We start from the raw sequence: 22,082 nt of genomic DNA on the forward strand, positions 1-22,082 counted from the left end.
GGAGAATGTAATGAATACTTCTATCGATATACAACACTTGTGTGATCTTGCACATAAAGCATTTAATGCCCCTGTACATATTTTATCTGCAGACAGAAAAATTTTATATCATTCTACATCTGATAATGTTTGTAGTCCTTTTTATTCTTCAAAAGAAGAACATCTTAGTGATATTTATCAAGAAAACGATCCCTTTAACTTGCCACTTTTTCGAAGTAACAACTATCTTGAAAATTTTGTTCTAATTCATATAGAAAATCATGATGATATTAAAGGGACTATTATAATCGGTCCTACTATACATCCAAAAGATTCAGATGATATGATCATAAAATTTCAGAAAGAATTTAAATCAAATGATAACATTCAAGAAAGACTTGCCTATTATCAGTGTTTATCTGAGATTAAAAAAACTACATTAATTGATATGGGAATTTTATTACATTACATGATTTTCAATGAAAAGTTAGATGTAGATATTGTCTTGGAAAAAAATAAAGTACTAGAGGAAATTCCTAATAAAAATGTGAAACCTGATTTATATATTTTAAAACGCCGACAAAACAAACCTAAAACGCACAATATGGCATTAGTAAATGATTTCTTTTCGACTATTAAAGAAGGCAATAAAAAAAAGTTAATACAGTATATGTATGCGGTTTCGCAAGAAGATGTTGAACTTATGCTAATAGAGGATCCGCTCAGGAATCAAAAAAACCTTGGAATTATTGCGATTACCTTAGCCACTCGATATGCAATAGAAGGAAACCTGCCACCAGATATTGCTTTTGCTCATAGTATTTTATATATACAAACCCTGGAACAATTAGATAATGTAGAATCTGTAAAGCGATTGTCAGGGGATGCTTTACGTACTTTTGCAGATCGTGTGAAAGAATACAATGCAAAAAAGTATTCTTACGCGGTTACTACATGTATAAAACATATTAATAAAAATGTTTACGATGGAATATCTCTGAATGAACTTGCTAATCATTTAGAAATTACGCCTACTTATCTGTCTAAACTATTTAAAAAAGAAATGGGAATTACTTTAAGCGAATATATTCAAAGGGAACGAGTGGAAGAAGCAAAAAAATTATTAACACTCACTACTTATTCGTTATCAGATATCTGTGCGTGGCTTAACTTTAATGACCAAAGTTATTTTATAAGAGTTTTCAAAAAAATCACTAGCATGACTCCCAGGCAGTACCGTGAAAAATATACAGTAATATAAGCTTGTTATCTGCTGTCTCCAATGTAAAGACTTAAACATGGGTATAAGTATCCCAAAAAATGAAAATTCACTAACCATTATTTTGCTAAAGGAAACAAAAAGATAGAAGGCTGCAAAGTGCTCCAAGGAAACTTTGTAGCTTTTTTGTCATTTAAAACCTACGTTTATAACGAAGATAAGTTTATAGACTAATATCTTCATATTATATATTTATTAATAATGATATTAGGATGTTTTTTGTAAAAAGATCAACAATATAACATATATTACTAAATATATCTACATTTTATGCAATTATACATAACTAAATAAAGGTAAAAAAGTATAAAAAGACCTATTATATTATTCTATAAGTATTTTTTCTAAAATAAAATTTCTTGGTTGAGCGAAAATAGTTATTTTTAACCGTATACACATTAATTTGTAATCATTACAATTACAGAAATGAAATTTATGAATAACTATATTTATATAATTTTTTCCGGGGCATATTTTTATTTAACAGTAAATTATCGAGCTTAATCGACAAAATTTTTCTATTTACGCATTAAAAATTTAATGTTTTAATGAACAACATAACTGGTATGACCAGATAGAAAGGAGAAGGTTACGCTAATAGGAATTATAGTGAAGTTGTAAGTAACATTATGTCGTTAATAATATTCTAAATAGTAAATTTATTCACAAGAGGTCAAGAATCAAATTTGTAATAAACGTGTTCTAAGTTTCTGCATAACAAAAGTGAAGTTATTCCGCAATAAAAGTATAAGCGATGTACAGTATAATTTTACCTTTTGTAGTCTAGTAAGGAGTTTGCTGATAAAACTAAGAGTAATATTATTAAATTTAAATTAAGCAATGTTATGGCAAGATTAACTGTAAGCATTGGTTTATTGATTCTCGCGGTTCTGTAAGTTAAACCGCAATTCTAGGGAAGAATTACACATTTACTATTCATAGGGTGCTTGATTCAAATATAGTTAATAAATTTTTGTTATTTATATTTGAAAAAATAGAGTATCGAAGTGAGAGGTAAGTAAAATCCTTACATTCTATTAGAAGTAAAAAATAACGATATTATCCTATCTGAAAGATTTCTCCTTCTTAATCAGTTTACAACGAGAGAGGTCATACAAGTTATATGAATTAAGTTATAAAAACAATGGTAAAGGAGTGTACGGAATGAAAACTAAAATAATTACAGGATTATTAGTCACATCCATTGTAACTGGAGGAAATATTCCTATCAATACTCTCGCAACACCAATCGTTCAAGCGGAAACTCAACAGGAAGGCATGGATATTTCCTCTTCATTACGAAAATTAGGTGCGCAATCTAAATTAATCCAAACGTATATTGATCAATCTTTAATGAGTCCTAATGTACAGTTAGAGGAAGTCACAGCTTTAAATACAAATCAATTCCTAATCAAACAAGATATGAAGGAATGGTCATCGGAACTCTATCCACAGTTAATTCTATTAAATTCAAAAAGTAAAGGATTTGTAACAAAATTTAATAGCTATTACCCGACATTAAAATCGTTTGTAGACAATAAAGAAGATAGAGAAGGGTTTTCGGATAGACTTGAAGTACTTCAAGAAATGGCTATGACGAATCAAGAAAATACGCAACGGCAAATCAATGAATTAACAGATCTTAAATTACAGCTTGATAAAAAATTAAAAGATTTTGATACCAATGTGGCAACTGCTCAAGGCATACTAAGTACAGATGGAACAGGAAAAATAGACCAGTTAAAAAATGAAATATTAAATACCAAAAAAGCAATTCAAAATGATTTACAGCAAATTGCCTTAATACCAGGGGCTTTAAATGAACAGGGATTTGCTATATTCAAAGAAGTTTATAGTCTTTCAAAAGAAATTATTGAACCAGCTGCTCAAGCAGGGGTGGCAGCGTATAACAAAGGAAAAGAAATTAACAACTCTATTCTAGAAGCAGAGAAAAAAGCAGTGCAAGAAGCAACAGAGCAAGGTAAAACTGCTCTAGAGATTGAATCAGCAAAAAAAGCAGCTCGTGAAGCAATTGAGAAAAGCAAACAAGGTGAAATAGCAGCCGCAGCCGCAGCAAAAACACAAGAGTATGACCTGATGAAGGTCATTGATACCGAAAAGATTAAGAAAACATTTGGCGTTTTTGCTGAAGTAAATAAATTAACAGCAGAACAGCGAGCATATTTAGATGATTTAGAGAAACAAAATCAAAAAATATATGATTTAACAACGAAACTATCAATAGCTGATTTACAAAAATCAATGCTTCTTCTTACACAAAATGATTTGCATACGTTTGCAAATCAAGTAGATGTAGAACTTGATCTACTAAAGCGCTATAAAGAAGATTTAAATCTAATAAAAAATAGCATTACAAAATTATCTACTAATGTTGATACAACTAGCGAGCAGTCTCAAAAAGATACATTAAGACAATTAAAAAATGTAATAAGTTACCTTGAAGAACAAGTATATAAATTTTAATATTGCGTTTTTTCGGAATTCATAAAGATTATAAGCATTTAGCGAAAGAAGGAGAATAGTCATGAAAAAATTTCCATTCAAAGTACTAACTTTAGCTACATTAGCAACTGTTATAACTGCTACTACCGGTAACACTATTCATGCATTTGCACAAGAAACGACCGCTCAAGAACAAAAAGTAGGCAGTTATGCATTAGGCCCCGAAGGACTGAAGAAAGCATTAGCTGAAACAGGATCTCATATTCTAGTAATGGATTTATACGCAAAAACAATGATTAAGCAACCAAATGTAAATTTATCTAATATTGATTTAGGCTCAGAGGGGGGAGAGTTGCTCAAAAATATTCACCTTAATCAAGAGCTATCACGAATCAATGCGAATTACTGGTTAGATACAGCGAAGCCACAGATTCAAAAAACTGCTCGTAATATTGTAAATTACGATGAACAATTTCAAAATTATTACGACACATTAGTAGAAACTGTACAAAAGAAAGATAAGGCAGGTCTAAAAGAGGGTATAAATGATTTAATTACTACAATCAATACAAATTCAAAAGAAGTTACAGATGTGATTAAGATGCTACAAGACTTCAAAGGGAAACTATATCAAAATTCTACAGATTTTAAAAATAATGTTGGTGGTCCAGATGGGAAAGGTGGATTAACTGCAATATTAGCAGGTCAACAGGCAACGATCCCACAACTTCAAGCTGAAATTGAGCAACTTCGTTCTACTCAGAAAAAACATTTTGATGATGTATTAGCATGGTCAATTGGTGGTGGATTGGGAGCAGCTATTTTAGTTATTGCAGCTATTGGAGGAGCGGTTGTAATTGTTGTAACTGGTGGTACAGCAACACCGGCTGTTGTTGGTGGACTTTCAGCTCTTGGAGCAGCTGGTATCGGTCTAGGAACTGCGGCTGGTGTCACGGCATCTAAGCATATGGACTCCTATAACGAAATTTCTAACAAAATCGGAGAATTAAGTATGAAAGCAGATCGTGCTAATCAAGCAGTTCTTTCGCTTACTAACGCGAAAGAAACATTGGCATATCTGTACCAGACTGTAGATCAAGCGATATTGTCTCTAACAAATATTCAAAAGCAATGGAATACAATGGGCGCAAATTATACAGATTTACTGGATAATATCGATTCTATGCAAGACCACAAATTCTCTTTAATACCGGATGATTTAAAAGCTGCTAAAGAAAGTTGGAATGATATTCATAAAGATGCAGAATTCATTTCAAAAGACATTGCTTTTAAACAGGAATAGAACTGAAAATGAAAAATTATATTGGAGGAATATAAAATGATGAAAAATATCCCGTACAAACTAATCGTCGCATCGGCTCTTTTAACTATGACAGCAACTTCTGTAGTCTCACCAGTAGCAACTTTTGCAAGTGAAATTGAACAAACGAACAATGGAGATACGGCTCTTTCTGCAAATGAAGCGAGAATGAAAGAGACCTTGCAAAAGGCTGGATTATTTGCAAAATCTATGAATGCCTATTCTTATATGTTAATTAAGAATCCTGATGTAAATTTTGAAGGAATTACTATTAATGGATATGTAGATTTACCTGGTAGAATCGTACAAGATCAAAAGAATGCAAGAGCACATGCTGTTACTTGGGACACGAAAGTAAAAAAACAGCTTTTAGATACATTGACTGGTATTGTTGAATATGATACCACGTTCGACAATTATTATGAAACATTGGTTGAGGCGATTAATACAGGGGATGGAGAAACTTTAAAAGAAGGAATTACAGATTTACGAGGTGAAATTCAACAAAACCAAAAGTACGCACAACAATTAATAGAAGAATTAACTAAATTAAGAGACTCTATTGGACAAGATGTTAGAGCATTTGGAGGCAATAAAGATCTTTTGCAATCGATTCTAAAAAACCAAGGTGCAGATGTTGATGCAGATCAAAAGCGTCTAGAAGAAGTATTAGGATCAGTAAACTATTATAAACAATTAGAATCTGATGGGTTTAATGTAATGAAGGGTGCTATTTTGGGTCTACCAATAATTGGCGGTATTATAGTGGGAGTAGCAAGAGACAACTTAGGTAAGTTAGAGCCTTTATTAGCAGAATTACGTCAGACCGTGGATTATAAAGTAACATTAAATCGTGTAGTTGGAGTTGCTTATAGTAATATTAATGAAATGCACAAGGCACTTGATGATGCTATTAACGCTCTTACTTATATGTCAACGCAGTGGCATGATTTAGATTCTCAATATTCGGGCGTTCTAGGGCATATTGAGAATGCAGCTCAAAAAGCGGATCAAAATAAATTTAAATTCTTAAAACCTAATTTAAATGCAGCGAAAGATAGTTGGAAAACATTACGAACAGATGCCGTTACATTAAAAGAAGGAATAAAGGAATTAAAAGTGGAAACAGTTACTCCACAAAAATAGGGAAATATTAATTCTGTTGTAAAGTGAACTAAAACATAGAAAGTCTATGATTACACTGTTAAACAGAAAAGTAATAATTAATAAATCCTTATATAACAGAAAGGCGGAGTCTCATTAAAGACTTCGCCTTTCAATTATATATAAGTATGATTCGAATAAAAAATAACCTTGTAGTTTAATTGCTTTTTTAAAATTTGCAACAGAATCGGTTAATTTGAAGCAGATTATATACATTTTCTTTAATACTTAATGATTTGAAGGCTGCTAAAGAAAGTTCAAACGATACTGATAAAAGATGTAGAACTCATTTTGAAAGACATCGCTTTTTAATAAGATTAGAACTTGAAACCATACCTTATATAGGAGGAATACGAAATGATGAAAAAAATCCCTAATAAACTACTCGCTGTATCAGCGTTTTTAACTATAACAACTACTTATGCAGTCATACCACTAGAAACTTTTGCGATTGAAATTGAACAAACGAACAATGAAAATATATCTCTTTCAGCAAATGAAGAACAGATGAAAAAAGCTTTGCAAGATGCTGGTTTATTTGCAAAAGCTATGAATGAATATTCTTATTTGCTAATTAATAATCCAGATGTGAGTTTTGAAGGAATAACTATTAATGGAAATGCAGATTTACCTAGTAAAATTGTACAAGATCAAAAGAATGCAAGAGCACATGCTGTTACATGGAATACACAAGTAAAAAAACAGCTTTTTGATACATTGACAGGCATTATAGAATACGATACAAAATTTGAAAATTATTATGAAACATTAGTAGAGGCGATCAATACTGGAAATGGAGATACTTTAAAAAAAGGGATTACAGATTTACAGGGAGGAATTCAACAAAATCAAAAGTCTGCAAAAGCATTAATAGAAGAATTAATTCAATTAAAAAATGCTATTGGAGAAGATGTTAGAACATTTGGAAGTCATAAAGAGACATTGCAATCGATTTTAAAAAACCAAGGTGCTGATGTGGAGGCTGACCAAAAGCGTCTAGAGGACCTTTTAGGACAAGTAAAATATCAGAAAGACATAGAATCTAAGGGATTAGACATGGTGAAAATCCCCTTTATTCCAACCTTGATTGCTGGTGGCATCATGATAGGTGATGCAAGAGGTAAGTTAGGTTGGCTAGAACCTGAATTAGCAAAATTGCGTCAGACTGTAGATTATAAAATAACATTGAATCGTGTAGTTGGAGTTGCATTTCATAATATTAGTGATATGCATAGTATGCTTGATAGTGCTATCACTGCTCTTACTTATATGTCTACGCAATGGGAGGATTTAGATTCTCAATATTCGGGTGTACTGGGACATATTGATAAAGCTGATCAAAAAGCTGATCAAAATAAATATAAATTCTTAACCCCTAGCTTGAATGCAGCGAAAAACAGTTGGAAAACATTAAAAACAGATGTTGTCACTTTGCAAGAAGGGATAAAAATTGCAGAGAAAAAAGAACAGGATTTTTTGAATCAGCTTCGTCCATCAAACGTTTTCTACTTTTATAAAAAAATTCATAACGCATACACTTTTGAAATAAAGACTGGAACAAATGCGCCAAATGCGTCTTATAAAGTTATGAATTTAACTAAAAACACTGTTCATAATATGTGGAGTGGAGGGGCTAATACTAACATGTGGGCTGATTGGCTTTCATTCAATCCAAATGATGAATTTGCGGTAGTAGCAGTAGTGGATGGTAAAGAATATGTTGTATATAAAGACAAAGTACAAAATATAATGAACTGAATCTGAAAAGTAACGAAGTAATTAAAGCTGGACAATAAACTAGACATCAAGTTAATTTGAAAATCTCCTTAAATCCTAGAATACTTTGCTCAAGAAAAAGAATTTGTTCAACGAAAAAGTAAATATTGAACCATGGAGTTAGTTGTATTATGTGTATGGTTTTACCGAACGGTTTCAAGTACATTACGCATACAATTATGTAGTTATCCTGAAGCATCTACAGGTGTTCTTATCGACCCTGAAGAACTACTTCGCTTCCTAAGTGGAGTGACTTTATGCAAAATTAAGTGAACGTTTTTGTACATAGATTAGTTGACATTTATATAGATTTTTTTCATTTATCAAAGATAGTTTTGTTTTTTATATTATTTTTCAAAAATTACTGTTGAAGTTTCTATATTCATGACTCAGCATATAATCATTGTTTGATGAAATGACATACCACGTCCCTTAGAGTTTCATACGTATTACGATAACTTAAAGAAAAAAGATAATAGTAGTCAACGGTTACTATTATCTTTTTTGAACTATTTTTCATTAAAATATCTCATCTGCTGTGCTCCTTATTTACTTTTCCAGATTTTATCCTAGTTTAAAATTTATGCATTTGAACTGTTTATACAATTTGTAGGATTTTTAGCTTTTTTGTCGAATACACTTAATGCAAGGAGGGACATTACATGATTATTAAAGATTATTTCATCAACCTTTCTATTTTTTCTTTATTAGTTAGCGCAGCAATATTTATTCAAGTGTTTACAATTAATTCTAGTCGATATTTCGAAAAGCTCTATGGAGGGATTATTGCAGTTACGTTAATGTTCTTTTCTTTTCCATACATGGGATTTTCCTACGATCTTCGAATTGTTCCTCTTATTCTATCTTTTATTTACTTTGGCCGTATTGCTGGTTGGATTACGTTAATTAGCATAATTTTAATGCGTATCTTTTACATTGGAGGGTATTGGGAACCTCCTGTGATTGCTTATTTATGTATGGGAATTCTATTTTCTAATTTTAAAACTTATTTTAAAAAACTACATCCTTTTAAAAGTGCATCTTTATATTTTTCTGTTTTTATTGGAATAAAGTGGTTAGTTGGCGTATTATTTAATATTACATTACTTTACACAGGAGGCTTATTATATATAGCGTTAGGACTTTTAATTGGGCTATTTCTTATGGAAGCCTACCAGAGATTGTATTATTTAACACGGGACTTATCTAAAATGAATCGAGAATTAAAAAAATCGAAGCAAGAACTTACAGATACCGTACATGAGCTTCAAGGAGGAATTTTTAAATTTAAAAAAGTGGGTAAGCACTTTATACACACTTTATGTGATGGACAGTTTTATTATCAAAACGGATTTTATTCTGAACAGGTGGTAGGAAAAAGCTTACGTACTATTGATGCTTCTATTGTTCCTCCACATTTAGTTCCACAATTGATGAAGTACTATCTTAAGGCATGGGAAGGAAAAGAAATTATATTTGAATTACCTTGGCCAAATGATAAAACTATTATTCTTATTGCGCTTAGGCCGATTAAAAGAAATGGACAAGTTATTGAAGTTGTTGGTTCTACAGTTGATATAACCGAAAGGAAAAAGGTAGAATCAGAATTAAGCGCTACCAAAGAATTATTAGAATCATTTATAAAGCACAATCTAGATGCTATTACCATTTCTGATCGAGAAGGGCATATTTTACAAGCCAATAAAGCTTATGAAAAGATATTTGGGTGGTCATCACAAGAAATCATAGGTAAGAGATTACCTTGTGTACCAGATTTTTTAATGGAAGAATCGCTCGAAAATATTCAGAAAATTCTAACAGGAGAATCGGTGGTTACTAGATTAGAAACTGTTAGACAACGGAGTGATGGGAGTCTTCTTGATATCAGTCTGACAGTTTCTCCTATACTAGATGTAAGAGGAAATGTGATAGCTTTATCAGCAATATGTAGAGACATCTCTGAAAGAAAACAAGCAGAAAGAGAACGGCATCGATTACACCAGCAATTAAGAGATAGTGAAATGAAGTACCGTGCACTAATCGAACAAGCAACTGATGCGGTATATGTAGTAGAGCTGAATGAAGATAATGCTCCAAGTCGATTTATTGAGGTAAACCCTGTTGGGTGTAGAAGATTTGGATATAGTAGAGAAGAGTTGCTCTCATTATCATTTTCAAATATAGTACCACAAGATTCTCAAATAATCGTAAGGTTATTAGAAAAAATTAAAAAAGGACAAACTTTCTTCACTTTGCAAGATGAATATGTTTTTCCAACAGGAAAAGTAATAACAACTGAGTTTAGTGTTCGTGTTTTTAACTTAAATGGTAAAAAAGTTTTTCTAAGTATTTCTCGTGATATCACTGAACGGCTAAAAACAGAAGAATTATTACGAAAATCTGAAAAACTTGCTGTTGTAGGACAATTAGCGACTGTAATGGCTCATGAGATTAATAATCCATTAACTGCAATGAAAGGGTTCATGCAATTACTAAAATCAACGGAAAATGAGAATAATCAGGGTTATATTAATATAGTATCATCAGAGATTGAGCGTATAGAGAGCATAACAACTGAATTTATGGCGGTAGCCAAACCACAGGTAGTAAAAATGCAACCTAATAACATTAGTGTGCTAATGGATCAAGTTTTAATGCTACTACAACCTCAAGCAATGATGCATAATATAAAATTTAGAATCGATCTTAACCCTGGTATTCCATTGATTTCATGTGAAGGAAATCAATTAAAACAAGTATTTGTTAATATATTAAAAAATGCAATTGAATCTATGCCGATGGGAGGGGAAATTCTGATTCAATTAAATATACTTGATAATAATCAAGTAAGCATTCGTTTTATCGATCAAGGGTGTGGGATTCCAAAAGAACGTATACCATACCTCGGAGAACCTTTTTATAGTATTAAAGAAGAGGGGATTGGCTTAGGATTAATGATCTGTTATAAAATCATTGAAACACATCAGGGAAAGATATTTATTAAGAGTGAAATGAATAAGGGGACTACAGTTGAAGTCACTCTCCCTATTTGTACACTTCAAAATTAAGATATTCTCTTACTGAAATTTTTTAAGAAACCATACAGAATGTAATGCCAATGTTACTTAATGAAATAATAAAGAGAAGAACACTGGTAAATGTACCCTATAGAATAGACACTTGAAAAAGCCTGTTATAAAAACATCCTTTCTTTAGAACCAAAAGAAAGGATGTTTTTAATATTGTAATTTTTCTTGGAGACATTTCAAATTTTTACTTGTAATACATTTTTTAACTAATTTTGGTTAAGTTAGTTAAAAAGGCATTATTTTTAATGAGCATATTGACATATAAATATCCCTCATTTTTAAAATAGAAATTTCTAAAAACTATATATAGGTTCTTTTTGAAAGGAAGGGTATTATCAATTGAAACCACATGAAAGAATATCTGTTTACTCTATAGAATCTTTGCAGGATTTAATGAAATTACTAAAAAATCTAAATATTTTATAACGTTGGAAATTTCTTCTAATAATTCCGCTATAGTCATTTCATATTTTAGAACATTAATCGATGTAAATATATTTCATGAAGAGGTTTTGACTTATATAAAAGAGAAGAGCTTCGATTCGTTACAAGATATTCAGTCTGTATTACCCTTTGAGAATTCAAAAATAACAAATCAAATGGAAGATATTCAGGATAGTATTTTAAATGGCTATATACTTATTCAGTTCAATACAGATAAATTAAATTGTTTGTTAGTAAATGTGTCAAAGAAAGAAAAAAGAGATATTTCAAAAGCAGAAATTGAATACAATATTGTGGGTCCGCAAATCGCATTTGTCCAAGATTTAGATGTAAATTTAAATTTAGTACGTAGAAAACTTTCAACACCTTATTTACAAATGAAGGAATTGAAAGTAGGATCTCTCTCTAACACAACTGTTGCGATTGTATACGTAACGCGAATTTCATGAATCATTATTTGTAGTCGAACTGTTCCTTAGGGCAATTTAGAGTAGACCTGAAACAGCATAGATTCACTTAAGCTGAATATCTTATTGTAGAGGCAATCTTTATTACATGGGGGAGTCTGCATGGGATACTTAATACCTGTTGAATCTGATGTAAGAATTTTTGTAGAAGATATAAATCCGAAAGGTAAGAAAACAATACTTTTTATACATGGTTGGCCATTAAACCATAAGCAATTCGAATATCAGTACAATGTACTTCCAGCAATGGGATATCGATGTATAGGCATTGATTGGAGGGGGTACGGCAATTCAGACAAACCATATAGTGGATACAATTTTGATAGATTGGCAGATGATATAGCAGTAGTAATTAAAGCGTTACAGCTTAAAGATGTCACACTAGCAGGACACTCCACAGGTGGTGCAATTTCAATTCGTTATATGGCTCGTTATCAAGGATTTGGAGTATCCAAATTAGTCCTAATTGGTGCTGCATCTCCGACTAGTGTGGAAAAAGAGATTGCGAATAAGTTCATTACAGACACACTGAATGATCGCCCTAATATGTTGCAGGGTGTAACAAATCAATTTTTCTTTCAGAAAATCACTGGACCATTTTCCGAATGGTTTCTACAGTTAGGATTGGAAGCGGCTAGTTGGTCGACAGCTGCGATTATGAGAACATTGAGAGATGAAAATGTGTATAGCGATCTTGGTAAAATAAATGTACAGACGCTAATTATTCACGGTATTCACGATAAAATTGTTCCATTTACTAAAGGAGAAGAGACGCAAAAATTATTGGGAAATGCACAACTTGTACCTTTTCAATTCAGTGGTCACGGTACATTCTGGGAAGAGCGGGAAAAGTTTAACCAGGTTTTAATCCAATTTATTGGATGATAAAATACACTATGTAATATGTACGTAGGCTAAATAGTAAGTAATAAAAGGTACGCACTTGATTAAAAACTCTATTCTGAGAGTTCCTTTTATTTTCAGCTATTCACTTCATCCAAAGTTGTATGAGAAGGCGATAAGCCTTACCGATACACAATTACTAAAGGTATAAAGGAACAATAAAGGATAAGTATGGCATATTGTTCTGCTTTATCCGCGAATGGCTCTAGTTTTGAACCAAATAGTGAGGCGTTAAGATGATGGGATTGATTATAGTATCTCGATATATTGAAGAACAGACACGTAAAGAATTAGCAGGTACAATGGCGTACGATGAAATTGAGTATGAACTATCCAAACAGTATCAACGGTTTACTAAGGATTACGAACAGTATAGATTACAAAACCCCTGTATTAAGGGGATTTTGTTTTTTTACATGACGAAATGCTTAAAAACATAATATAAAGATTAAACATGTTTGATTTTCATTCATGTTTAATCTTTATAGACATCCATTACTTTAAACGTTTGACAAACGAGCATTAAGTCTGGAGTAAAAGTAAGTCCATACCGACTTAATTCCCAAGTGAAAAATTTAACGTGCTCACTATACCAATAATCATAGCTTAAATCTCCTTCACCCTCAGATCTTGCAAAATTACTTGTTACTTCATTCATTTTTAGTAAATCGATCTTTGTATATTTTATAATTGCTAATGGATTATTGTCTCCATCCAATACAATATCGTACTGACCAACTTTTTGAATTTCTTCCCCTTCAAGCTCATAAACACAATGTGCAGCGCATGTTCCTGTTTTGATTCCTTTAACTACTAAACTTCCTAATTCATCTCCCATTTCTTTGGAACCATCTCCAAACATCCATGCATCTGGAACACTCATGTTTAACTCATTTTCTTTAGCGTACATATACCAATATTCTTCTATCTTATTAACTGACATCTGTCACTCATCTCCTTAATATTTAAATATTTTGAATTTAACACACGGCATATTATCTGTCAATATTTTAGAAGAACTTGCAATACAACTACATCGATAAATTTTTTTGTAAAATAAAACTCTTCATAATCATATTTCACATTCTGTAAACTCATGCAAATAAAGAAAACTTGTACTGTTATTATGCTGAAATTGTAATGGGAAAGTAAAATGGTTGAAAAGTACACGTTCTAAATGGATTTATTTACTAATAATATTTTCTTTGTTTCGTAGCATATTAAACGTACAGGAGGTGATATGTGATGGCAAACAATCGTAACAACTCTTTAGTGGTTGCAGGTGCAGAAAGCGCACTGGATCAAATGAAATATGAAATTGCACAAGAATTCGGCGTACAATTAGGTGCGGATTCAACTGCAAGAGCGAACGGCTCTGTAGGTGGAGAAATCACAAAACGTCTCGTTGCTATGGCAGAACAGCAACTTGGTGGATATAACAAATAATGCTAGATATAAAGTAGAAAAAGGAGAGATTATTTCTCTCCTTTTTTGTTTTGTATTCGATTATAAATAGTATATTTGTTATCTTTCTTGTCTCTCATTATTTGTTTCTTCCAGCCACTTAGAAACGGATTCTTGCATACGAGATTCTAATGATTGTATTATTTTATTTGATATAGCAAGTGCTTGATCCGCATACTTATTCGGGAACATGTTGCGCAAAGTAGGTTCATTTTCAGCACCATCTCCTGGTTCACGGTAATCTTCAATGATGTAATCATCCCCATTTTTTGTGACTGTCACACGGACTGGAAGTAAATGTCCTGCTTGAGGAACTGTCTGTGTTTCGCGGTTATATCCTTGCATGAGGGAATGGAGGTAGACATACATTTTTTCATCCTTCATCTCAGTTCCATAGATTACATGCGTCTCAAATTGTTTTTCTGTATGTTTTAATTTGTCTTGATTCCAGGCAATGATACTTTCTGAAATAAGGGAATCTAGTTTGCTGTTAAGCGGAATATCCGTTACATCCTTTACCTCATTTTGGACAGAATCACACCCTGTTGCAATGAAAACGAGTATGACAATACTTACGGTAATTATTATCTTTCTCAAAATCTTATTTTCATATGTTAATGCAAAACGTCTGCTCATCAATTCACTCCATTTCTCTTTGTGCTAATCATCCACTGACATAACTCTTTTATATGACAATAGTAAAATCGTCTTCAAACTAGAAACTTATTCTATCCAAGGAAATATATTGAATTATATAATACATACTATACATTCTTACACATAACGGGAGAGACTCTATGAGAAAAGTTATAATGTATTGCGGGATCTTTATTATGATTCTTTTAAGCGGTTGTATCCGATTCGGAAAAGACATTACAGATACAATCTATCTCATTCCTGAAGCATACGAAGGAGACCTTTTGGTTATATACAATGTTCCAGGAGCTGAGTTGTTGCCAGAAGAAGATGGATTTCGTGTCGTCACTTTTTCTGCAGACGGGATCGCAGTTACATCTACAGCCGATATGAAATATGGGGAAGTCAATGACACGTATTACACGGTTAACAAGGAAGGTAAGCGCACCAAACTTGATGAAAGCTGTATACGCGTTGGTTCAAATGGAGGCACTACTGAAAACATTGGTAAAGAAAATGAGCATACATTCTCATACGCGAAATTGGCAGTTACAACTAGTGCTTGCTCACAAAGCTTCTCATCATACGGGAGAGAAGTACCAGAAAATCAAGAACATCCTGTAGAGAAGAAACTGAGGGAATTATTGGTGCTCGTAAAAGAGCAGTATATGAAAGTGAAATACTAAATTTTCAAAAGGGTGAATGGATGATGTTAGGAATAGGGTTGATTGTAGTAGGCGTTTTACTTGTCAGCGTTGTATCTTACCGAGAAATAAAGAAAGCAGGGGGCGTAACCTGGATTGAAATTCTAGTATATCCCTTTTTATTATTAATAGGCGCGTTACTCGAACATTTTGATCTGCCAGAGTTTTTAATATTTTTAGGTTTGGTATGTATTGTTTTTGGTAGCTGTATGGTCATGGGCGTCAATATTCTATAACATTAAGAGCAAAGCATCTAGTTCAGATGCTTTTTTATTTTATTTTGTAATTTTTATTTTTAATGTCTATCACACTAGTTAGCCAGACATACAGGGTTCCAAGTGCTGGTAAAAAACTTAGCAAGTTGAATGTATTCTCTATAATATAGAATGAAATAAAAATGGAGGAAAAATAAATAGACAATGGAAGAAAAATGTATACGTCACGTTTTAAAGATTTTAAACTTTGCACTTTATTCACCTCAGCTTTTCTGGCATTATGTTTTAAATAAGAACCCGTAAATTTGCAGATTCTCCTGGTGATGATTTTAAAATATGTAACTTAGTTTTAATCATAGAATGTATTGAATCACTATAAAAATCAAATATTAATTTTCTAAAGAATCCTATACAAACCTTATTGCGTTAGAAATACAGACCTAATTATAACCGTTGTAAATGAATCCAATTAGATTTCGGCCATCCAGTATCCGCATCATAACTAGTAACACATCCTGTCATCCCTTTTAAAATACCAACATGGATTGTTGCATCCGCATTAACTGTTACAATTTTCATCACATTCAGCTCCGTTTCGATAATATGCTTTGACTTCCCGCGTGATCATTTATTCGTTAGATAACAAAAACGCACCGTAACCCAGTGCGTTTCAGACAAATATACCTATATGTTTTACTTTGTAATTTGGAAGGAGCCACCATAATAATATGAATTGTCTACTTTTAGTACTGCCACATATGTACCTGGTGTATAAACCGTTGTAATTGGTGTTTTGAACCTAGAATAGTAGTGGTGTCCAGCCTCACCTGCAGAAATGGTTTTGTAGCGTTGCAATTTACCTTCTCCGTTCAATCGATAAATCTTTACAACACCTACATCTTTTCCGCCTATATATACCGTCGTATCAAACGTATCACCTTGTTTTAACGTACCAGGGGCTAATTCTTGTAGATAGTCCACGTTGTGATGCAATAAGAAATACGTCTGCCATGGCCAATCATCCACAACAGCTGAAGCTTGCTTAATCGTATTTACTTCAGCGCGCGCTTTATCAGGTAGCGTACTGTCTAAAACGATAAAACCCGAAAAGGTTAAGGCACCGATTAAAGCAAATGAACATAATTTTTTCATATTAAATTCCTCCCGTTTATCTGACATTGTCATAGTCCACTTACAGGTATTAGGTTATCATCCATTAATTGGATTATTATTCTAAAATCAATATATCATTTTCTTTTAATTTAATCAAATTAGAATTTTCTAACAAGTGATAAGGATAGATAAAATTCCATCTTTCTCCGTTTTTTCTATCATACAGAAGAAAGAACAGAGGCGATAAAGAAATTTTATTCCGCTCACTTTTCAAATTAACAACATTTCCCGTTTGTACGGTACGAGACTATATTAAACATAAAATAGACACGAAAGGGGATTGGAATTAGCGAATATTTACATGGAATCTAGGAGATGCAAGCTCAACATTTCATAACGGATCGATGGTTCCATTTCAACAGACTCCGAATCCGATAGTAATTTTGTTCTATTTATTCACGAGGTAACGGAAGAGAATTTAGAAAAAATTGCTACAATTGCTCATCAGTATATAGAGGAGACCATCCATTGTTACAATTACGGCATTGTAGAAGCAATAGGTTAAAAGAATAAAACATACTGTTCCAAATTAATATTCCGTGTGTTTTTTGAACATATACCCCTTGTTTTATGTATATATTGAATATATAAATATATTGTGTTATGATATGAATTAGAAACTCGCGTGTTTCAAATACAACATTTTTATCTTCTTGATGACCTCTTATCTTTCCGTAAGAGGTCTTTTTTTATCCCTTCGTATTGCATAGCCGTTAAAATACTATGAAAAGATACTTGAGACTACTACACTGTGATATTCTCTAGTATTTTTTCTTTATCCATATTATCTATTGTTGGGTAAACGATGAATTATTACTTTTTGTATAATTTTCATACATCCTGTAAATACGTTATTTTTTAGTAGGCAATTAAAATTTACATACATATGTAGCAAGTTTTTTTCTTAACGTACGAAATTCTCGTTATGCATCACTATCAACTTAAGATTATGTATCTTAGGATGAAAATAATTCTATCTCTCTATTCATTTATTCGAAGATTCTTAAAACTCTTGCGATAAAATGTAAATGTATTTATAATTATAGTTAGTTAAGCTAACTAATTATAATTAGTTTTTCAACACAGGAATAGAGCAATAAAAAACAAGAATCTGAAGCAAATTTGTCAATCTATAGAAAGATTCCCCAAAGAATAGAGCTGTACGCAGAATGAATTAAAAAAAACGGCAGCAAAGGAAACTGATTCAATGGTAGCTAAGCTTGATTTACTTATGTTATGAGTATCTGATAATGCACGAGACAAAGAAATGGTATTTCGCTAATTACTTACTTTCTGTGCTTTTTGTGCATCATTAATTTAGGAGTAAAGTATTGGAAGGTTATTAAATAAAATACATGTAAGTATAAAAGCTAAAGTTGGAGAAGGTAGATAAATACGTTGGATTATTAAATTCAACTTATTTTTACGGAATAAAAGTTAGTCTAGCTTATTATAAGTTAAACTAATTTAAATGAAAGGAGGTGAAAATTGTTTATAATTTGTCTTAGTAATAATACAAATTACTTAAATATGCTGATTTCTATGGAACTTAAGAAATTTGGAACAAATAACAAGGAGGGTTTAATTAATGAATATTTCTAAAGAAAATAATCCTATATTGGCGGTCGTTAGCTCCAGCGGTAATCAAATCCATTTCTTCAATGCGAAAAATTTTGAAAGAATAGGGGTTATAGATTCTCCAGTTACAGAACCTCATGAATTATGTTTCGATTCTAAGCGTCAATTGTTATATGTAAGTATTACTTATCGCTCAGGTTTTTATAGAAATAATCCGGAAAAAAGCCATGAAATTTTAGTTATCGATATTGATCAATTTAAAGTAATTGATATCATTGATATCTCGCCGGAATTTGCACCACATGGTTTAGTTTATAATGAAAAAAAAGACTTATTGTATGTAAGTGTTGAATCTGGTGAAGGAGGAATTTTAATTATTAATCCTAACACGAGAAAAGTGCTAGATAGAATCTCTACAGAAGCAGCAGGTCCACATTGGTTTGTTACGACTCCAGATGGTACAAAAGGATATTCCTCTAATAAAGAGGCGCCCTTTATATCGGTTTTAGATACACATGATAAGGAGTTAATTGGAAAAGTATCTATGCCCAATGGTAGTGAAGAACTAGCTATTTCTCCTAAAGGTAATCGAGTTTACATCCCTTCACCATGTTTACTTGGAGACTACAAAGAGGAGCAACCTACACTTAGCATCATTAATACAGAAACCGATAAAATTATAAAGACAAAATCATTTTCAGATTTAATTACTCCGGTTCATGTAACGAATGATGGGAAAGTATTGGTAGGACATACGCGTTTTCAGAATAAGAATGGAGAGAGAACAAGAAATATGTTTTCTCCAGCACCAGGGTATGTTTCTGTTCTTGATGGAGAATCGTTAAATGTGTTAGGTACAATAGAAGTAGATTTACTCCCAATTACAATGCGTTCTTCTACGGACGGAACGGTTGGATATGTTTCTAACCTTAGATCAGGGACAATAAGTGTATTAGATTTAGTTAATTACAAGAATGTTCATACCATTGAAGTTGATCCAGGAGATCGAAATGCAGATCCTTCTGTAAATCAAGGAGCTCACGGTATAGCATATATAGAAAGATAAAATAAGAAAACGCCATTCTTTTTGTAGAAATTTACAGAAAGTATGGCGTTTTTTTGTATCTATTAATTTCTGATGAATTCCAATTAGGTCTATTTTTTTAAAATATGGAACAATGTCATTACTTACACTGTCTATTAAGCGTTAAAACATTTTCTATTAAATAAATTAAGAAAGGAATCATCATTTTTAAATAAGGGAGAAGATTGAATTGAAAAAATTATGGATGCTGCTTTTCGTTTGTTTTGCAGTTATGTTGGTAGGATGTAATAAAAACGAACCGCCAAAACAAGCATTTGAAGAATATATCAATTTATGGAATGATAAAAAATTTGCAAATATGTATGATCATTTATCAGATCATGCAAAAAAATCGATTTCTAAAAAAGAATTCACAGAAAAATATCAAAAAATCTATGAGGGGATTGGAGCTAAGAATTTAAAAGTTAAAATGAAAGGAGAGAATACGAAAGATAAAGAGCTTTTTCTTTTTGAAGTTAAGATGGATACGGATGTAGGACCAGTTTCATTCATCCACGAAGCAAAACTTGTGAAAGATAAAGAGTCTTGGAAAATAGATTGGACACCAGACTTCATTTTCCCAGGTATGAAAAAAGATTACAAAGTACGTATGCAAATAGAGCAAGGAAAACGCGGAGAAATATATGATCGCAATGGAAAAGGGCTTGCAACGAATGGTAAAGCAACTGAGGTTGGAATTATTCCAGAGAAACTAGGCGAAACAGCAGCGCAAACGAAAGAAATAGTAGCACAATTACTTGATATGTCTATAGAAGAGGTCGAACAAAAGCTCACAGCAAAATGGATAAAACCAGACTCCTTTGTACCAATTGGTATTTTAAAAGAGGGAACTAGACAGAATGATTATATTGAATTAGAAGGAGTTTCATCTCTCCCAGTAAATATTCGTACGTATCCATTAGGTGAAGCAGCGGCACACTTAACTGGATATATAGGAAAGGTGAATGCGGAGGAGTTAAAATCACTTCAAAAACAAGGTTATCAAGCGGATGATTTAGTAGGTAAGACCGGTTTAGAGAAAGTGTTAGAAAATAAATTGCGTGGTGAAAAGGGTGGACGCGTATTTATAGAAGATGAGAATGGGAAAGAGATTAAAAACGTAGCAAAAAAAGAAGCAAAAGAAGGAGAAAATGTTACGTTAACAATTGATGCTGCAATTCAAGAAAAAATCTTTAATGAGATGAAAAATGAAGCAGGGTCTAGTGCAGCGGTCAATCCTAAAACAGGTGAAACAATCGCACTTGTAAGTAGCCCTGCTTATAATCCAAATATAATAGTTAGAGGAGCATCGAAAGCCCAACGAGAAGCATGGAGTAACGACTCGAAACTACCAATGACGAATCGCTTTACACAAGCATTTGTACCAGGTTCCGTATTTAAAACGATCACAGGTGCAATTGGTTTGGAAACAAACACAATAAATCCGAAGGAAGAATTTAAAATTCAAGGATTGAAGTGGACAAAAGATTCGTCTTGGGGAAATTACTATGTAACGCGTGTAAAGGATGCAAGTCCAATTGATTTGGATAAGGCAATGAAGTACTCTGATAATATTTATTTTGCTCAACAAGCTTTGAAAATGGGAAAAGATCAGTATGTAAAGGAATTTAAAAAGTACGGATTTCATGAAAAATTACCAATCGAATACGAATTTCCTATTTCAATCATTGCAAAAGATGGGATAAAAAACGATATTCAACTAGCAGACACGGGCTATGGACAAGGACAAGTATTAATGACGCCACTTCATTTAGCATTAACATATGCACCGATTGTGAATGAAGGGAATATTCCGTCGCCACATCTTTTAAAAGAAGCAAAAGTAGCAGGGAATTGGAAAGAAAATGTGGTTTCTAAAAAGAATCAAGAGATATTAAAGAGTGCATTAATCAAAGTCATTAATGACCCTGATGGTGCAGGGAGAATTGCAAAGGTTGATGGTGTAACGCTTGCTGGTAAAACTGGTACAGCAGAACTGAAAGAGTCGAAAGAAGCAGACGGAAAAGAACTGGGATGGTTCGCAGCTTTCGATGCAAATGCGCCAGACATGATTGTTACAATGATGATTGAAGATGTAAAAGGAAGAGGAGGAAGTAACGTTCCAGGTGAAAAAGTAAAACATGTATTTCAGAAATAATACTTAATTATAAGGTGAATTTTTTGACTAAATTTATTACATGTTTGCTTAACTCAAAGATATAAATTGGGGAAAATATAGAACAATTAAATTTCAAAAAAGCATTCTTTCTAATCGAGAATGCTTTTTTGCTGCGACTCTAGAAAGTTAATACCTTATCTTAATTTTCATTTCTAAAAAGTTGG

Annotated in this window: 18 protein-coding genes and 1 pseudogene; 15 read left to right on the forward strand and 4 right to left on the reverse strand. The window is 32.3% G+C overall.

Annotation, left to right across the window (positions count from 1 at the left end; genetic code table 11):
* The first annotated feature begins 10 nt into the window (after window positions 1–10).
* The 10 genes and pseudogenes from IBT51_RS10635 (at window position 11) to IBT51_RS10680 (ending at window position 13,325) form a co-directional block, all read left to right on the forward strand.
* Entirely contained in the window at window positions 11–1,240 is a 1,230-nt protein-coding gene (locus IBT51_RS10635; RefSeq protein WP_023521964.1) for a helix-turn-helix domain-containing protein, read from the forward strand.
* A gap of 1,182 nt (window positions 1,241–2,422) precedes the next feature.
* Window positions 2,423–3,742 carry a hemolytic enterotoxin HBL lytic component L2 gene (hblC, locus tag IBT51_RS10640; protein WP_078401515.1) on the forward strand — a complete coding sequence of 440 codons (1,320 nt, stop codon included), beginning with the start codon at window positions 2,423–2,425 and terminating at the stop codon, window positions 3,740–3,742.
* A 61-nt stretch (window positions 3,743–3,803) separates the two neighbouring features.
* The gene (gene hblD / locus IBT51_RS10645) at window positions 3,804–5,024 is read left to right on the forward strand and encodes a hemolytic enterotoxin HBL lytic component L1 (protein ID WP_200458351.1); all 1,221 of its coding nucleotides are present in this window, start codon (window positions 3,804–3,806) and stop codon (window positions 5,022–5,024) included.
* A gap of 36 nt (window positions 5,025–5,060) precedes the next feature.
* Window positions 5,061–6,188, forward strand: a complete 1,128-nt coding sequence (gene hblA / locus IBT51_RS10650; protein WP_000977258.1) for a hemolysin BL binding component B — start codon at window positions 5,061–5,063, stop codon at window positions 6,186–6,188.
* Between the two features lie 375 nt (window positions 6,189–6,563).
* On the forward strand, window positions 6,564–7,964 hold the full coding sequence (gene hblB / locus IBT51_RS10655) for a hemolysin BL regulatory component HblB (protein ID WP_200458350.1): 1,401 nt from the start codon (window positions 6,564–6,566) through the stop codon (window positions 7,962–7,964).
* A 132-nt stretch (window positions 7,965–8,096) separates the two neighbouring features.
* Window positions 8,097–8,255: a hypothetical protein gene (locus tag IBT51_RS27385; protein ID WP_200483280.1), complete on the forward strand. Its 159-nt coding sequence runs from the start codon at window positions 8,097–8,099 to the stop codon at window positions 8,253–8,255.
* A gap of 389 nt (window positions 8,256–8,644) precedes the next feature.
* Entirely contained in the window at window positions 8,645–11,050 is a 2,406-nt protein-coding gene (locus IBT51_RS10665) for a PAS domain S-box protein (RefSeq protein WP_200458349.1), read from the forward strand.
* Between the two features lie 360 nt (window positions 11,051–11,410).
* Window positions 11,411–11,958 (forward strand): annotated as a pseudogene (locus IBT51_RS10670) (spore germination protein); the annotation flags it as partial.
* 126 nt (window positions 11,959–12,084) lie between these two features.
* Entirely contained in the window at window positions 12,085–12,867 is a 783-nt protein-coding gene (locus IBT51_RS10675; protein WP_053564469.1) for an alpha/beta fold hydrolase, read from the forward strand.
* A 257-nt stretch (window positions 12,868–13,124) separates the two neighbouring features.
* Complete coding sequence (locus IBT51_RS10680) at window positions 13,125–13,325, forward strand: hypothetical protein (protein WP_229196666.1); 201 nt, start codon at window positions 13,125–13,127, stop codon at window positions 13,323–13,325.
* A gap of 35 nt (window positions 13,326–13,360) precedes the next feature.
* Here IBT51_RS10680 and IBT51_RS10685 read toward each other — a convergent pair whose 3' ends face one another.
* Window positions 13,361–13,828: an ASCH domain-containing protein gene (locus IBT51_RS10685; RefSeq protein ID WP_088022119.1), complete on the reverse strand. Its 468-nt coding sequence runs from the start codon at window positions 13,826–13,828 to the stop codon at window positions 13,361–13,363.
* Between the two features lie 302 nt (window positions 13,829–14,130).
* Here IBT51_RS10685 and IBT51_RS10690 point away from each other — a divergent pair, with 302 nt between their 5' ends.
* Window positions 14,131–14,331, forward strand: coding sequence for an alpha/beta-type small acid-soluble spore protein (locus IBT51_RS10690; protein WP_000002881.1), 201 nt, complete (start codon window positions 14,131–14,133; stop codon window positions 14,329–14,331).
* 78 nt (window positions 14,332–14,409) lie between these two features.
* Here IBT51_RS10690 and IBT51_RS10695 read toward each other — a convergent pair whose 3' ends face one another.
* Window positions 14,410–14,985 carry a peptidase M56 gene (locus IBT51_RS10695; RefSeq protein ID WP_200458348.1) on the reverse strand — a complete coding sequence of 192 codons (576 nt, stop codon included), beginning with the start codon at window positions 14,983–14,985 and terminating at the stop codon, window positions 14,410–14,412.
* 161 nt (window positions 14,986–15,146) lie between these two features.
* On the opposite strand from IBT51_RS10695, the gene IBT51_RS10700 reads away from it, so the two are divergent.
* Window positions 15,147–15,671, forward strand: a complete 525-nt coding sequence (locus IBT51_RS10700) for a DUF6843 domain-containing protein (protein ID WP_200458347.1) — start codon at window positions 15,147–15,149, stop codon at window positions 15,669–15,671.
* Window positions 15,672–15,691: 20 nt separating this feature from the next.
* Window positions 15,692–15,925 carry a hypothetical protein gene (locus IBT51_RS10705; protein WP_002152897.1) on the forward strand — a complete coding sequence of 78 codons (234 nt, stop codon included), beginning with the start codon at window positions 15,692–15,694 and terminating at the stop codon, window positions 15,923–15,925.
* Window positions 15,926–16,348: 423 nt separating this feature from the next.
* On the opposite strand, the gene IBT51_RS27215 is transcribed toward IBT51_RS10705, so the two are convergent.
* Window positions 16,349–16,483, reverse strand: coding sequence for a hypothetical protein (locus IBT51_RS27215; RefSeq protein ID WP_255288170.1), 135 nt, complete (start codon window positions 16,481–16,483; stop codon window positions 16,349–16,351).
* A 114-nt stretch (window positions 16,484–16,597) separates the two neighbouring features.
* Window positions 16,598–17,056, reverse strand: coding sequence for a DUF5065 family protein (locus IBT51_RS10710; RefSeq protein ID WP_023521971.1), 459 nt, complete (start codon window positions 17,054–17,056; stop codon window positions 16,598–16,600).
* A gap of 1,609 nt (window positions 17,057–18,665) precedes the next feature.
* Here IBT51_RS10710 and IBT51_RS10715 point away from each other — a divergent pair.
* Window positions 18,666–19,721 carry a YncE family protein gene (locus tag IBT51_RS10715; protein WP_200458346.1) on the forward strand — a complete coding sequence of 352 codons (1,056 nt, stop codon included), beginning with the start codon at window positions 18,666–18,668 and terminating at the stop codon, window positions 19,719–19,721.
* A gap of 208 nt (window positions 19,722–19,929) precedes the next feature.
* Window positions 19,930–21,897 (forward strand): penicillin-binding transpeptidase domain-containing protein, encoded by a 1,968-nt coding sequence (locus IBT51_RS10720; protein WP_200458345.1) that lies wholly within the window; start codon window positions 19,930–19,932, stop codon window positions 21,895–21,897.
* Window positions 21,898–22,082: the final 185 nt, after the last annotated feature.

Origin of the sequence: Bacillus sp. S71 (genome assembly GCF_016625265.1) — a bacterium.
GTDB classification, from domain to species: domain Bacteria; phylum Bacillota; class Bacilli; order Bacillales; family Bacillaceae_G; genus Bacillus_A; species Bacillus_A cereus.

Excerpts from the sequence above, each read along its gene's own strand:
- IBT51_RS10635 (WP_023521964.1), top strand. The coding sequence starts at position 11 with ATGAATACTTCTATCGATATACAACACTTGTGTGATCTTGCACATAAA.
- hblC (WP_078401515.1), top strand. The coding sequence starts at position 2,423 with ATGAAAACTAAAATAATTACAGGATTATTAGTCACATCCATTGTAACT.
- hblD (WP_200458351.1), top strand. The coding sequence starts at position 3,804 with ATGAAAAAATTTCCATTCAAAGTACTAACTTTAGCTACATTAGCAACT.
- hblA (WP_000977258.1), top strand. The coding sequence starts at position 5,061 with ATGATGAAAAATATCCCGTACAAACTAATCGTCGCATCGGCTCTTTTA.
- hblB (WP_200458350.1), top strand. The coding sequence starts at position 6,564 with ATGATGAAAAAAATCCCTAATAAACTACTCGCTGTATCAGCGTTTTTA.
- IBT51_RS27385 (WP_200483280.1), top strand. The coding sequence starts at position 8,097 with ATGGAGTTAGTTGTATTATGTGTATGGTTTTACCGAACGGTTTCAAGT.
- IBT51_RS10665 (WP_200458349.1), top strand. The coding sequence starts at position 8,645 with ATGATTATTAAAGATTATTTCATCAACCTTTCTATTTTTTCTTTATTA.
- IBT51_RS10675 (WP_053564469.1), top strand. The coding sequence starts at position 12,085 with ATGGGATACTTAATACCTGTTGAATCTGATGTAAGAATTTTTGTAGAA.
- IBT51_RS10680 (WP_229196666.1), top strand. The coding sequence starts at position 13,125 with ATGGGATTGATTATAGTATCTCGATATATTGAAGAACAGACACGTAAA.
- IBT51_RS10685 (WP_088022119.1), bottom strand. The coding sequence starts at position 13,828 with ATGTCAGTTAATAAGATAGAAGAATATTGGTATATGTACGCTAAAGAA.
- IBT51_RS10690 (WP_000002881.1), top strand. The coding sequence starts at position 14,131 with ATGGCAAACAATCGTAACAACTCTTTAGTGGTTGCAGGTGCAGAAAGC.
- IBT51_RS10695 (WP_200458348.1), bottom strand. The coding sequence starts at position 14,985 with ATGAGCAGACGTTTTGCATTAACATATGAAAATAAGATTTTGAGAAAG.
- IBT51_RS10700 (WP_200458347.1), top strand. The coding sequence starts at position 15,147 with ATGAGAAAAGTTATAATGTATTGCGGGATCTTTATTATGATTCTTTTA.
- IBT51_RS10705 (WP_002152897.1), top strand. The coding sequence starts at position 15,692 with ATGATGTTAGGAATAGGGTTGATTGTAGTAGGCGTTTTACTTGTCAGC.
- IBT51_RS27215 (WP_255288170.1), bottom strand. The coding sequence starts at position 16,483 with ATGAAAATTGTAACAGTTAATGCGGATGCAACAATCCATGTTGGTATT.
- IBT51_RS10710 (WP_023521971.1), bottom strand. The coding sequence starts at position 17,056 with ATGAAAAAATTATGTTCATTTGCTTTAATCGGTGCCTTAACCTTTTCG.
- IBT51_RS10715 (WP_200458346.1), top strand. The coding sequence starts at position 18,666 with ATGAATATTTCTAAAGAAAATAATCCTATATTGGCGGTCGTTAGCTCC.